12 protein-coding genes are annotated in these 12,363 nt (G+C 60.8%); 6 read left to right on the forward strand and 6 right to left on the reverse strand.

Annotated elements, in window-relative coordinates; genetic code table 11:
* Positions 1–4 precede the first annotated feature (4 nt).
* Positions 5–1,510 (reverse strand): NAD(P)H-hydrate dehydratase, encoded by a 1,506-nt coding sequence (locus D0544_RS10535; protein ID WP_125016030.1) that lies wholly within the window; start codon positions 1,508–1,510, stop codon positions 5–7.
* 65 nt (positions 1,511–1,575) lie between these two features.
* Here D0544_RS10535 and queG point away from each other — a divergent pair, with 65 nt between their 5' ends.
* Positions 1,576–2,649, forward strand: a complete 1,074-nt coding sequence (gene queG, locus D0544_RS10540; protein WP_125016031.1) for a tRNA epoxyqueuosine(34) reductase QueG — start codon at positions 1,576–1,578, stop codon at positions 2,647–2,649.
* Here the strand turns inward: queG and orn are convergent.
* Entirely contained in the window at positions 2,636–3,181 is a 546-nt protein-coding gene (gene orn / locus D0544_RS10545) for an oligoribonuclease (protein ID WP_125016032.1), read from the reverse strand. The two genes, queG and orn, sit on opposite strands and share 14 nt — an antisense overlap.
* Before the next feature lie 83 nt (positions 3,182–3,264).
* On the opposite strand from orn, the gene rsgA reads away from it, so the two are divergent.
* On the forward strand, positions 3,265–4,275 hold the full coding sequence (gene rsgA / locus D0544_RS10550) for a small ribosomal subunit biogenesis GTPase RsgA (RefSeq protein WP_125018206.1): 1,011 nt from the start codon (positions 3,265–3,267) through the stop codon (positions 4,273–4,275).
* 30 nt (positions 4,276–4,305) lie between these two features.
* Here rsgA and motB read toward each other — a convergent pair whose 3' ends face one another.
* Together motB and motA are read right to left on the reverse strand one after the other, a co-directional pair.
* Entirely contained in the window at positions 4,306–5,262 is a 957-nt protein-coding gene (gene motB, locus D0544_RS10555; protein ID WP_125016033.1) for a flagellar motor protein MotB, read from the reverse strand.
* A 2-nt stretch (positions 5,263–5,264) separates the two neighbouring features.
* Complete coding sequence (gene motA / locus D0544_RS10560) at positions 5,265–6,116, reverse strand: flagellar motor stator protein MotA (protein ID WP_125016034.1); 852 nt, start codon at positions 6,114–6,116, stop codon at positions 5,265–5,267.
* A 112-nt stretch (positions 6,117–6,228) separates the two neighbouring features.
* Between motA and D0544_RS10565 the strand changes: the two genes are divergently transcribed.
* From D0544_RS10565 to asd, 3 genes are all read left to right on the forward strand, one after another.
* Positions 6,229–7,851 carry an HDOD domain-containing protein gene (locus D0544_RS10565; protein WP_125016035.1) on the forward strand — a complete coding sequence of 541 codons (1,623 nt, stop codon included), beginning with the start codon at positions 6,229–6,231 and terminating at the stop codon, positions 7,849–7,851.
* Between the two features lie 68 nt (positions 7,852–7,919).
* Positions 7,920–8,735 (forward strand): sulfurtransferase, encoded by an 816-nt coding sequence (locus D0544_RS10570; RefSeq protein ID WP_125016036.1) that lies wholly within the window; start codon positions 7,920–7,922, stop codon positions 8,733–8,735.
* 21 nt (positions 8,736–8,756) lie between these two features.
* Positions 8,757–9,629: an archaetidylserine decarboxylase gene (gene asd / locus D0544_RS10575; protein WP_125016037.1), complete on the forward strand. Its 873-nt coding sequence runs from the start codon at positions 8,757–8,759 to the stop codon at positions 9,627–9,629.
* Here the strand turns inward: asd and epmA are convergent.
* A complete protein-coding gene (gene epmA / locus D0544_RS10580) occupies positions 9,626–10,612 on the reverse strand; it encodes an EF-P lysine aminoacylase EpmA (RefSeq protein WP_125016038.1) in 987 nt (328 codons plus the stop codon). The two genes, asd and epmA, sit on opposite strands and share 4 nt — an antisense overlap.
* Positions 10,613–10,671: 59 nt before the next feature.
* Complete coding sequence (gene efp, locus D0544_RS10585) at positions 10,672–11,244, reverse strand: elongation factor P (RefSeq protein ID WP_125016039.1); 573 nt, start codon at positions 11,242–11,244, stop codon at positions 10,672–10,674.
* Between the two features lie 29 nt (positions 11,245–11,273).
* Here efp and epmB point away from each other — a divergent pair, with 29 nt between their 5' ends.
* Positions 11,274–12,281: an EF-P beta-lysylation protein EpmB gene (gene epmB / locus D0544_RS10590; protein ID WP_125016040.1), complete on the forward strand. Its 1,008-nt coding sequence runs from the start codon at positions 11,274–11,276 to the stop codon at positions 12,279–12,281.
* Positions 12,282–12,363 lie beyond the last annotated feature (82 nt).

The raw sequence follows: 12,363 nt of genomic DNA on the forward strand, positions 1-12,363 counted from the left end.
CAATCTAACCAACACCATTAACGTATTTGCGTATTTGTACCAGTAAATCGGTCGCCAGCAAACCTCTCACCCCCTGCTCAAGGGCAACCCGGTCCGCCGCTGCACTGTGCAACCAGCATCCCAACAGGGCCGCTTCCAGTGTCGCCACCCCCTGCGCCAGCAACGATCCGATCACCCCCGACAACAGGTCCCCCATCCCCCCGACTGCCATGGCGGGATTACCTGCGCGACATAGCTGCGCCGTTCCCTGGGGGCCCGCCACCAGGGAGCCAGCCCCTTTGAGCACCACCACGTCCCCCCACTGCTTCTGCAGCCGGGCCACCGCCGCAAAGCGATCCCGCTGCACCTCGTGACTGCTGCAGGCCAGCAGCCTGGCCGCCTCTCCCGGATGCGGTGTAAGCACACACTCGCTCTCCAGACCATTGAGTAACTGGGGCTGATCCGCCAACAGATTGAGGGCATCGGCATCAAGCAACAGCGGTAACCCGCTGGCCAGTGCGCACTCCAACAAGTTAACCGCCCAATCGTCCTGCCCCAAACCCGGTCCCACCACCAGCGCACTCTTACCGACAAGCAGCGACTGTAGCTGATCGGCATCCTCAACCCCTCGCGCCATCAACTCGGGCCGACGCGCGAGCATGGCCGCAATGTGTTCAGCGCGGGTCGCGACCGATACCAGCCCGCTGCCGGCATAGAGTGCCGCCTCGGCAGCCAGGATGGCGGCCCCACCCATACCGTGATTTCCCCCTACGACCAGCAGGTGCCCATGGCGCCCCTTATGGGCATCGGGCCGACGCCGGGGAAGGTTCGCCAATAGCGGCGCCGGATCAATCGCCTGCAGGTCGGCGGGTAATTGGCGAAATAACTGGGAAGGGACGTCGAGGTCATCGTACAGCAGCTCACCGCAGCAGAGGGGACCAGCGGCGGTGAACAGCCCACGCTTGAGGGCGATAAAGGTTACTGTCAGGTCAGCCCGCACGGCACAACCGAGTTCGGCTCCGCTATCGGCACTCAAACCCGAGGGGATATCCACCGCCAGCACAGGCGAAGCAGACGCATTGATCGCCTCGATGGCCGCGCGGTAATCCCCCTGCACCTCACCCTTAAGGCCCGTTCCCAGCAGGGCGTCCACCAGCAGCCCCTCCTCCGGCAATTCGAGATCCCGCTGCCAGGGCTGCATGGGCACCCCCTGCTCAGAGGCCAGCTGCCAGGAACGCTGCGCATCCCCTCGCAGTCTGGCGGGATCGCCCACACTCACTACCGACACCTGCAACCCGGCCTGGCGGGCCAGCGCCGCCAGCAGGTAACCGTCACCAGCGTTGTTACCCGACCCACAGAGGACACAGAGTGAGGATTCCCCACCATAGTGCTCCAGCAGGCTGTCCAGGCAGCTTTGCGCTGCCCGGCGCATCAAGTCAAAGCCGGAGATGCCATGACCCTCAATGGCCAGCCGATCCAGTTCCCTGACTTGCTCCGCTCGATAAAGCCCCTGTGGTAGACTGCGCTTCATCCGTCACCCCGGCCTCGCTGTTATTCGCTGCAGTATGCCAGAAACCGACCACCCTCATCGACCCCATGCCCAACAAACCCGATATCGATTACCAACAGCTCGCCGCGGACATCCATCGCTGGGGCAGAGAGCTGGGTTTCCAGCAGATCGGCATCGGCCCTGTCGAGCTGGATGAGCATGAACAGCACCTGCAACACTGGCTGGAGCAGGGTTACCACGGAGAGATGGACTATCTGGCACGACACGGAAACCTGCGCAGTCGACCGGCGGAGCTGTTACCCGGCACGCTGAGGGTAATCAGCGCCCGTATCGATTACCTGCCCCCGGAGACCGACTGCATCCGCATCCTCAACAACCCCGAAAAAGCCTACCTGTCGCGCTACGCCCTTGGACGCGACTATCACAAGCTGGTACGCAAACGCCTGACCCAGCTCGGTAAACAGATTGAGGCGGTGGTCGGGCAGCACGGTTACCGCGCCTTCGTCGATAGTGCGCCGGTGCTGGAACGTGCCCTCGGCAGCCGTAGCGGGCTGGGGTGGATCGGCAAAAACACCATGCTCATCAACCGGCAGGCCGGTTCCTGGTTTTTCCTCGGGGAGCTGTTTACCGACCTTCCGCTGCCCCTGGACAGCGCCGACGATGCTGACCATTGCGGCCGCTGCTCTCGCTGCCTTGAGGTGTGCCCTACCCGGGCGTTTGTAAATGCCCACCAGCTCGACGCCCGGCGCTGTATCTCCTACCTGACCATCGAACTCAAGGGAGCCATCCCCATGGAGTTGCGCGAAGCGATGGGAAACCGGGTGTTTGGGTGCGACGACTGCCAGTTGGTGTGTCCCTGGAACCGGTTTGCCAAGGCCAGTCCAGAAAGCGATTTTCGCCCGCGTCACCAACTCGACAGCAGCGACCTGGCCGACCTCTTCGGGTGGAGCGAGACCGAGTTCCTGGATCGGACCGCCGGGTCCCCCATCCGCCGCAGTGGCTACAGCGGCTGGCTACGCAACCTGGCCGTCGGGTTGGGCAACGCCCCCTCTTCACCGCGTGTGATCGAGGCGCTGCGTGCGCGACGCCACTATCCCGAGCCGATGGTTCGCGAGCATATCCAGTGGGCGCTGGCGCGCCACGGCATCACTCCAGATTGAGGAAGTGTTCGCGGTAGTAGCGCAGCTCTTCGATCGATTCCCGAATATCGTCAAGGGCCAGGTGGGTCGCCTTCTTGGTGAGGCCGTTGAGGATCTGTGGCTTCCAGCGCCGTGCCAGCTCCTTGAGGGTGCTGACATCAAGGTAGCGGTAGTGGAAATAGGCCTCCAGCTCCGGCATATAACGCTCCAGGAAGCGACGGTCCTGGCCGATGGTATTGCCGCAGATGGGCGAACTCTTGGGGTCGGTGTGCTGGCGCAAAAACTCGAGGGTGATCTGCTCGGCCTCGGCCTCGCTGATGGTGCTGTCGATCACCCGCTGGGTCAGGCCACTGGCACCGTGGGTACGGGTACACCACTCATCCATGGCCTCAATCAACGCCGGCGGCTGGTGAACTGCCATCACCGGGCCTTCGGCGATCACGTTCAGCTGGGGGTCGGTCACAATGGTGGCGATCTCGATGATACGATCCGCCTCCGGGTCAAGGCCGGTCATCTCGAGATCGATCCAGATCAGGTTTTCCGCTTTAGACATCCACAGCTCTCCGGTTGATAACGCGCAAAAGCTCCATAATAATGCCCAAGGCGCCCAGCCGTAAACGAAACAAGGACACTCCCCTGAGCAAAAGACGTCTTAACCGCCGGCAGAACTGGCGTATCCAGAAGATCCAGCAGGAACGCACCAAACGAGCCGAGGCGCGGGAGGACAGGGTCCAGGAACAACTCCAGGCCGGTGAACTGGGGGGCGAACAGATGGGTACCGTGATCGCCCACTACGGCAGCCAGCTGGATATTGAACCGGCCGACCAACCCGACACCCTGTATCGATGCCACCTGCGAGCCAACCTGCCGCCACTGGTGACCGGTGACCGAGTCATCTGGCGCGCGGGCAGCGACCTGAGCGGCGTCGTGGTGGCGGTACAGGAGCGCGACTCGGAGCTCTGCCGCCCCGACAGCCGCGGGCAGCTGAAGCCGGTGGCCGCCAACATCGATTACATCGTGCAGGTCATTGCCCCCCTGCCGACACCCCACCCCAACCTGATCGACCGCTATCTGGTCGCCGCTGAAGCGGTCGGCATCGAGCCTGTGATCCTGTTCAACAAGATCGACCTGCTGAACGACAGCAATCGAGACCACTTTGATCAGCTGCTGGATCGATACCAATCGATCGGCTACCGGGTCATTCACGCTTCGACCCACTCCAGCACCGGACTCGAGGAGATCAAGGGGCTACTAAAAGGGCACACCAGCGTTTTCGTGGGCCAGTCAGGGGTAGGCAAGTCCTCACTGATCAACGCCCTGCTGCCGGGGGTCGATATCCGTGTCGGCGCCCTGTCGGAACAGACTGGCAAGGGCACTCACACCACCACCGCCGCCCGCCTGTTTCACTTCCCGGCCGGAGGCAACCTGATTGACTCCCCCGGCATCCGCGAATTTGGCCTCGGTCATATCGACCAGGCGACCCTGATTGAGGGTTTTCGGGAATTTCGCCCCTTCCTGGGCTACTGCCGCTTCCGCGACTGCCAACATGAGCAGGAACCTGGCTGCGCATTGCTGGAGGCGCTGGCGGAGGGCAAGATCAGCCAGAAGCGGCTCGACAGCTATCGCCATATCCTTTCCGGAAACTGACTTCAGGGCAGGGCCCTGCGAGATTCCAGGCTAAAAGTTCTGGTCGGGCGGCAACTGATTCTGCTCGGCGCGCTGGCGGGCATCAAACAGGTTGCTGCGCTCCTGTTGACGCACCTCGGGCGCCTTTCCGGCACGTTTTTCCAAGCCACCGGCCATACGCTCGATGTTGTTCTGGGTGCGTTTGCTCATGATCAGGATGTCGATACGCCGGTTGACCGGGTTGGTCGGGTTGGCGGTATCGAACAGGATGGACTCGCCATAGCCCACCACCTGGGCAATCTGGGCATCCCTAATACCGCCAAACAGCAGGGTGCGGCGGGCCGTGTTGGCACGAGCCGCCGACAGCTCCCAGTTACCCACCCCTTCATCATTCATGAAGGGGGTGGCATCGGTGTGGCCACTGATGCTGATCTTGTTGGGTACCGAGCCAATCAGGGGGGCAATCTCCAGCAGGATATCCTCGAAATAGTACTTCAGAGTCGAACTGCCGCTGTCAAACATCGGCCGCTGGCTGTCGTCGACCACCTGAATACGCAAGCCATCGGGGGTGATCTCCATGATCAGCTGATCCTTAAAGCGACGCAGCATCTCATTTTCTTCCACCTTCGCCTGCAATTCGCTCAGCAACGACTCCAGCCGGGTCTCCTCAATCTGGTCAGCAATTGAGGTGATCTCCTCCGCGTCCAGCCGCTTGGCATCCTCCTCATCCATGGGGGCACCTATTCCCTCCCCCTTGGTCACGGCCGCCGAGCCCCCCAGATCGATCACGTAGGGGCTGGCACTCTTGCTGAAGCCGGCAGGATCATGAAAGAAGCCGGCAATGGCCATCTTCTGCTCGGGTGTGGTTTGCGAGGTCAGCCAGAGCACCAGAAAGAACGCCATCATCGCCGTAGCAAAGTCGGCAAAAGCGATCTTCCAGGAGCCTCCGTGGTGCTTATGGCGCCCCTTGCGAACCCGCTTGATGATGATGGATTGGTCTTTATCCAAGATTATCGACCCCGGACATGGTTCTCCAGCTCGGTAAAGCTGGGGCGAGAATCGCTATAGATCGCCTTACGCCCAAATTCCACCGCCAACGCGGGCGGCATACCACCCAGCGAGGAGACCAGGCAGGCCTTGACGGTTTCATACCCGTTCAGTTCCTCCTGCGCCCCCTGCTCCAGGGCAGTACCCAGCGGGCCGACAAAACCATAGGCGGCCAAAATACCAATAAAGGTTCCCACCAGGGCAGCTGCGACGTGGGCTCCCAACTCCTCGGGAGGGCCGGCAATCCCCTCCATGGAGATCACAATACCCAGCACCGCCGCCACGATACCAAAGCCGGGCAAGGCATCGGCTACCTTAATGACGGCCGAGCCAGGGCGCTCCAGCTCCTCAAGACGGGTCTCAATCTCCATATCGAAGAGCGACTCCAGCTCGTGGGGCGCCATGTTGCCCGACGACATCAATCTCAGGTAGTCGGCAATGAAATCGGTCAGCTGCCTGTCTTTCAAAATCGCGGGATAACGGGTAAACACTGCGCTGGAATCCGGGTCGTCGACATCGGCCTCAATTGACATCATGCCGTCGCGCCGACTCTTATTGAGGAGATCGTACAGCAGCCCGAGCAGGTCCATATAGAAAGCACGATTGAAGCGGCTACCGAAAAACAGGTTGGGCAAGCGCTTGAGTACGGATAACTGCACACTCCAGGGGTTGGAGATCATAAAACCGCCCAACGCAGCCCCACCGATAATCAGCAGCTCGAAGGGTTGCCAAAGCGCCAGCAGCTTACCGTGGGACAGCACAAAGCCCCCCAGCACACTCGCTATGACAATCAGTATCCCAAGCAGCTTGAGCATATATTCTTCCTGCCCTCAAAAGCGCTCCAGCGCCTGTTGTTACGGGAAAATAACCATATAATGAGTTAACCCTTTAATCAACGACCGGCGCACAGCGACAACGAACCCCTCAATGAGCAGCGATCATACCACGTACAGCATGGAACATTGGCAACAGCTGCTGACCCAGAACCCCCTGCCGGTGATGGCGCGCTCACACGCCGACGTTTGCGATGCCCTAAAAAATGAGGATGTATCTCTTTACCGGCTCGCCCAACTGATTAGACCCTGCCCGGTGATCTGCCTGCATGTGTTTGCGGCCGTGAACCGGCAACGTAAGCCGGGCGCACCCCGGGTCAACAACCTTGAACACGCGCTCTCCCTGATGGGTCTGACACCCCTCGAGCAGCTGATGGCCTCCCTCGAGCCCATTCATCCACTGCGAGACCTGGCGAGCCAGCGCTACTCCCAAGCCATAACCGCCAGCTACCACGCCGCCCGGCAGGCGCTTTGCTGGTACGAATACCTCAACCGGGAAGCCAGTGAAGGCGTCTTCTGGTCCACCCTCTTTGCCCAAATGATCCGCTGGCCCCTCTGGCTCTATGCTCCTGACGCCATGCAACGCCTTCAGGATCGGCAGGCACAGGGTGGAGACCCCTCCCAGAATGAGGCCGATGTGCTGGGAGGCACCATTGACGAGCTGGCACTGATGATGGACAGCCACTGGCCCCTTCCCCGTATCGATGCCCATGATCTTGAGCTAATGCAATCGGTCTCAGGCTCAACCTGGTTACAGCTCTCGAGGGTGGCCACTAAACCCAGCGCCCAGCGTTACACGCACGCCCCCCTATATGACCGCTACCTGCGCCTGCTCCACGAAGACCGCGCCATCAAGTTAATCAGGAACGGCCACTGCGGGGCGGTTATGCTTGCCAACCGCATCGCACAGGAAGCAACTCACAGCTGGTACAGCAAAGGCATGCGCCGCCTGCTGCGCCTGCTGGCGCTGTTCACCAGCAGCGACCTGGAAAAAGCGGCCGAGCTAAGCCATCAGGCCGCGATCAATACCTCTCGGGAGCAGCGAGACTGGCTCATGCCGGCACCCGCCGCCGCCCTGTTATGGCCCACCCCCCTGCATGAACCGAAGATCAAGCCCACTGAAGCGGTGCCAGCATCCGCCCAGGACAGCATCCAGCCAGCCCCCCCCCAGCGGCCACCGGCCCGAAAAGCGAACCCGGCTCGCTTCAAGGAGATCTACCAACAGCTGACCAGCGCTCCACAAGAGATCAAGGATCTCCCCCAACTGGTGGATCTGCTGGGCGAAGCCCTCTTCGAGGGCATGGGGTTCGACCGAGTAGTGATCGCGCTCCCCAACAAAGAGCGTTCCAGCCTGATTTCGTTTCGCCGTTATGGCGATGACAGCCTCAGGTTCGCACTGGACCTCACCCCGGCATCACTTCTGCGCAGCATGATGCAAAAGCCCGCGGCCATCTGGATCAAAGGGCCCTCACAACAAGCGATCTGGAGCCAGATACCCGCCCCCTTCAAAAAGCTGGTCAACCACGACCAGTTTTTCCTGCGCTCGCTGTTTGCAGGCTCACGCAGCGCAGCACTGCTGTTTGTGGATATGGGGGTCAGCAAGCGCCCGCTGAGCGACAAGCACTACCAGTACTTCCAGACCCTCTGTAAAGCGGCAGGCCCCGCGCTCACACACTTAGCCCAGGGCACCAAAACCAGCCGCCAGGGCAGCGCCTGAGCGGCTCTGGAATTATTGGCCGGTTGGGGTACAATCGGGCGTTTACTTCGCAGTAGCAGAACTTCACCATGACCCAATTGCGCCACCTACCGCTGATCCTTGAGCCGGATGAGCTCCTCCCCCTGTTAGGTCACCCCGAACTCTTGATTCTGGACCTGTGCCGCGGCGATCTCTATCAGCGCACCCATATTCCCGGCGCCGTGCACGTCGAGCCCTCCTGGCTGATGCGCCGCGAGGGTACCGCCATGGGCAAATGCCCCAGCGAGGAGCAGTTACGCGAGCTGTTCAGCGCCCTGGGTTACACCGGACGCGAGCACATCGTCGTCTACGACGACGAGGGCGGCGGCTGGGCCGGGCGCATGATCTGGACTCTTGACCTGATCCAACACCCCAGTTACTCCTACCTCAACGGCGGCATGCTGGCCTGGCTGGAGAGCGACCTGCCGACCGAACAGCAGCCCAACCTCCCTACCCCGTGCGAGGTTGAGCTGAACTTTGACTTCAGCCCCTTGATCACCCGCGAGGAGCTGCAAGCGCAGCTGGGTGCCGACGATCTGGTAATCTGGGATGCGCGCTCAGCCGAGGAGTATCGGGGCGAGCGCCTGATGGCTCAACGGGGAGGACACATCCCCGGCGCTATCAATTTTGAGTGGACCCGGGCGATGGATCGCAGCAAACAGCTGCGCATTCGCGAAGACCTCTTGCCCGAGCTGGAGTCCCTCGGTATCTGCCGCAATAAACGTATCGTGACCCACTGCCAGTCGCACCATCGCTCAGGCTTTACCTACCTGCTGGGAAAAGCGCTGGGCTTTGAGTCGGTGCAAGCCTATGCAGGCTCCTGGTCCGAGTGGGGCAACCTGCCCGACACCCCTATTGAAAGCTAGTTTGTCCAAGAGAACCCCTACGTGAATCCTAAACTCTTCGCTCTACTCCAGTACCTTGTACCCCAGCATCTCCTCTCCCGCGCAGCGGGCTGGGTTGCCGAGTGCCGCTGGCCCTGGTTCAAAAACCGTTTTATCAGCCTGTTCGTCAACCACTACCAGGTCGATATGAGCCAGGCCCTGGAGGAGGACCCCAAGGCCTACGAGCACTTCAACGCCTTTTTCACCCGGGCCTTGAAGCCCGGCGCCCGCATCCTGGCTCCCGACCCCAGGCAATTGATCTGCCCCGCTGATGGCCAGATTAGCCAGATCGGCCAGATTGAGTACGGTCGTATCTTTCAGGCCAAGGGCCACGACTTCAGCCTGACCGAACTGGTGGGCGGTGATACCTCACTGGCTGACGAGTTCATGAACGGTTCCTTCGCCACCATCTACCTCTCCCCCCGCGACTACCACCGGGTCCACATGCCGGTCGAAGGCACCCTGCGCACCATGGTCCACGTGCCCGGCAAGCTGTTCTCGGTTAACCAGGCCACTGCCGAAAACATACCCGGACTCTTTGCCCGTAACGAGCGGGTGGTGGCCATTTTTGATACCGCCCAAGGCCCCATGGCGATGATCCTGGTGGGAGCGATGATCGTCGCCAGCATCGAAACCGTTTGGGCGGGCCTGGTAGCTCCCCCGCGCCGGGAGCCTAAACGCACCGACTACAACGCGGCAGCTCGCCAGCCTGTCACCCTCGGACGAGGCGAGGAGATGGGGCGATTCAAACTGGGCTCCACTGTGATCCTGCTCTACCCGCAGCAGAGTATGCGCTGGCTTGAATCGATGCGGGCTGGCAACAGCGTCCGCATGGGGGAGGCCCTGGGAACGATCTGCGAAAAAGCCGCTCTTTAGGCGCGCTCGAAATCGAAGGCCAGCACATCGGCAATGCGCCGGGTGCCGGCCATCAACATCAACACCCGATCAAGACCGATCGCGACCCCGGCACAATCCGGCAGGCCAGCTTCCAGCGCCTGCAACAAACGGTGATCATGGGGAAACTCCCGCCGCCCCAGATCCGCCCGTGCACGGTCATCCGCTTCAAAGCGCTGGCGCTGCTCCTCGGGGTCACTCAGCTCGTGGTAGCCGTTGGCCAGCTCCAGGCCATCGACAAAGAGCTCAAAACGGCGAGCCACCCAATCACCGGCCTCCTGCTCGATGCGCGCCAGCGCGGCCATGGAGGCAGGGTAGTCATACACATAAACCCCCGCCAGCACACCCTCACCGGCCACCCCGAGCTGGGGCTCAATCCGCTGCGAAAACAGCAGGTCCAGGCACTCATTGCGTGACAGCCCCTGCAACTGGGGATCCACTTTGTCCGCCACCAGGTGCCGCAACTGATCCTCCTCGACCCGATGGGGGTTGATCCCGAAATGATCCTCAAACAGGCGCCTGTAGCTCACCCGCCGCAACTCCCGAAAGCCGGCGGCGGTGGCCAGCATACCGGTCATATCGGTCATCAACTGCTGCTGGTCCATCCCCAGCCGGTACCACTCCAGCAGGGTGAACTCCGGATTATGGCGCCCGCCTACCTCACCGTTACGAAACACCCGGCAGATCTGGTAGATATCACCACTGCCCGCTGCCAGCAGGCGTTTCATGGGAAACTCCGGCGAAGTATGCAGGTACCGTGTCAGGTTGCGCCCGCCGCCCGAGGGCAGGAAGCGGGTACCAAAACTGTCGATATTGAGGTCGGTCACCGCGGCGCAGGAGAGCATGGGGGTTTCCACCTCCAGCACCTGCTGCTGCTCGAAATAGTGACGAATCTGGCTGAGCAGCTGCGCACGGCGCTTGAGCTCGGGGAGGGCGGCACTGGGTCGCCAGCTGGCATCGGTCATAAGGGCTCCGCAAAACAACCGTTGACGCAAAAAGGGCACCGGATGGTGCCCCCTGGAAACTAGCTCTTGGCGCGACTCATGTATTCGCCCGTACGGGTATCAATTCTGAGCACTTCACCAATGTTAATAAACAGTGGCACTTTAACCACCGCGCCGGTGGTCAGGGTGGCTGGCTTGGAACCGCCCTGGGCCGTGTCACCCTTAAGCCCGGGGTCGGTTTCCACCACTTCAAGGTCGACGAAGTTGGGGGCCGTCACACTCAGGGGAGCACCGTTGTAGAGAGTCACTTCGTACTTCTCCTGCTCCTTGAGCCAATTGACGGTATCGCCAACCGCCTTGGCATCGGCGGCGTATTGCTCGAAGGTGCCGTCCGTCAGCATGAAGTGCCAGAACTCACCGTCGGTATAAAGGTATTCCATCTCCAGGTCCATCACATCGGCCCCTTCGAGGGATTCACCGGACTTGAAGGTGCGCTCCCACACGCGGCCGGTCTTCAGGTTACGGAACTTGACCCGATTAAACGCCTGACCCTTTCCCGGCTTAACGAATTCGTTCTCCAGAATAGAACAGGGGTCTCCGTCCACCATCAATTTAAGACCCGACTTGAATTCGTTGGTAGAATAGTTAGCCATTTTATTTACACCATTCGATTAAAACGTCCATGATAGCGCGAACCACCCCTTCTGTGCAGACCGAGAGTTGGCAACAGCTGCTCCGCAACGCAATTCGTGACCCCAAAGAGCTTTTCAGGGCGTTGGACCTCCCCTGGCAGACCGATTTGAGCCCTGCCCTGGCCCACCAGCAGTTTCCCGTCGTGGTCCCGACGCCCTACCTCTCACGCATCCGCAAAGGGGATCCCAACGACCCGCTCCTGCTTCAGGTGCTGCCCAGCGCTCCCGAACTGCTCACGGTCGAAGGCTTCACCCAGGACCCTTTGGAGGAGGCCGCCTCCAACCCCCTGCCGGGATTGATTCATAAATATGGCAACCGTGTACTGCTCACGGTCGCGGGGCACTGCGCCATTAACTGTCGATACTGTTTCCGACGCCACTTCCCCTATGACAGCAACACACCGGGACGCGAGCACTGGCAAAAGGTGCTGGACTACATCGCCCTGCGTCCGGAGATCGAAGAGGTGATCTACAGTGGCGGAGAACCCCTTGCCGTCAACGACCAACGCCTGGGCTGGCTCAGCGCGGAGCTGGAGCAGATCTCCCACCTTAAACGCCTGCGCATCCATACCCGAATGCCGGTAGCGATTCCGCAACGGGTCGACGACGGCCTGCTCTCCTGGTTAGGGCGGGGGCGCCTCAAAAGCGTATTGGTGATCCATTGCAACCACCCGCGGGAGATCGACCTCGAAGTGCGAAACGCCTTGCAACTCCTGCACGCAAACGGAGTCTTATTACTCAACCAGTCCGTTCTTCTGCGAGGGGTCAACGATTGCGTCGACACGCTGGAGAGACTTAGCCAGGCGCTTATTGATGCGTCCGTGCAGCCTTATTACCTGCATCTGCTCGACCGTGTAGCGGGTGCTGCCCACTTTGAAGTGGCTGAAGAGCGGGCACTGGAGCTGATGCGCCTTTTGCGAGAGCGGTGCAGTGGCTACATGGTTCCCTCCCTGGTTCGGGAATGCGCCGGCGCCCGCTCCAAAACGATCATTGGATAGGTTTTACCCGTTTCGAGGAAACCGCACTTTATTATTAATATTTAAAGGTTTTATTGACTAAGCTATAGTGCAAAAGAGCATA

This window comes from Aestuariirhabdus litorea, assembly GCF_003864255.1.
In the GTDB taxonomy this organism is placed as follows: Bacteria; Pseudomonadota; Gammaproteobacteria; order Pseudomonadales; family Aestuariirhabdaceae; genus Aestuariirhabdus; species Aestuariirhabdus litorea.

Excerpts from the sequence above, each read along its gene's own strand:
- D0544_RS10535 (WP_125016030.1), bottom strand. The coding sequence starts at position 1,510 with ATGAAGCGCAGTCTACCACAGGGGCTTTATCGAGCGGAGCAAGTCAGG.
- queG (WP_125016031.1), top strand. The coding sequence starts at position 1,576 with ATGCCCAACAAACCCGATATCGATTACCAACAGCTCGCCGCGGACATC.
- orn (WP_125016032.1), bottom strand. The coding sequence starts at position 3,181 with ATGTCTAAAGCGGAAAACCTGATCTGGATCGATCTCGAGATGACCGGC.
- motA (WP_125016034.1), bottom strand. The coding sequence starts at position 6,116 with ATGCTCAAGCTGCTTGGGATACTGATTGTCATAGCGAGTGTGCTGGGG.
- D0544_RS10565 (WP_125016035.1), top strand. The coding sequence starts at position 6,229 with ATGAGCAGCGATCATACCACGTACAGCATGGAACATTGGCAACAGCTG.
- D0544_RS10570 (WP_125016036.1), top strand. The coding sequence starts at position 7,920 with ATGACCCAATTGCGCCACCTACCGCTGATCCTTGAGCCGGATGAGCTC.
- epmA (WP_125016038.1), bottom strand. The coding sequence starts at position 10,612 with ATGACCGATGCCAGCTGGCGACCCAGTGCCGCCCTCCCCGAGCTCAAG.
- efp (WP_125016039.1), bottom strand. The coding sequence starts at position 11,244 with ATGGCTAACTATTCTACCAACGAATTCAAGTCGGGTCTTAAATTGATG.
- epmB (WP_125016040.1), top strand. The coding sequence starts at position 11,274 with ATGATAGCGCGAACCACCCCTTCTGTGCAGACCGAGAGTTGGCAACAG.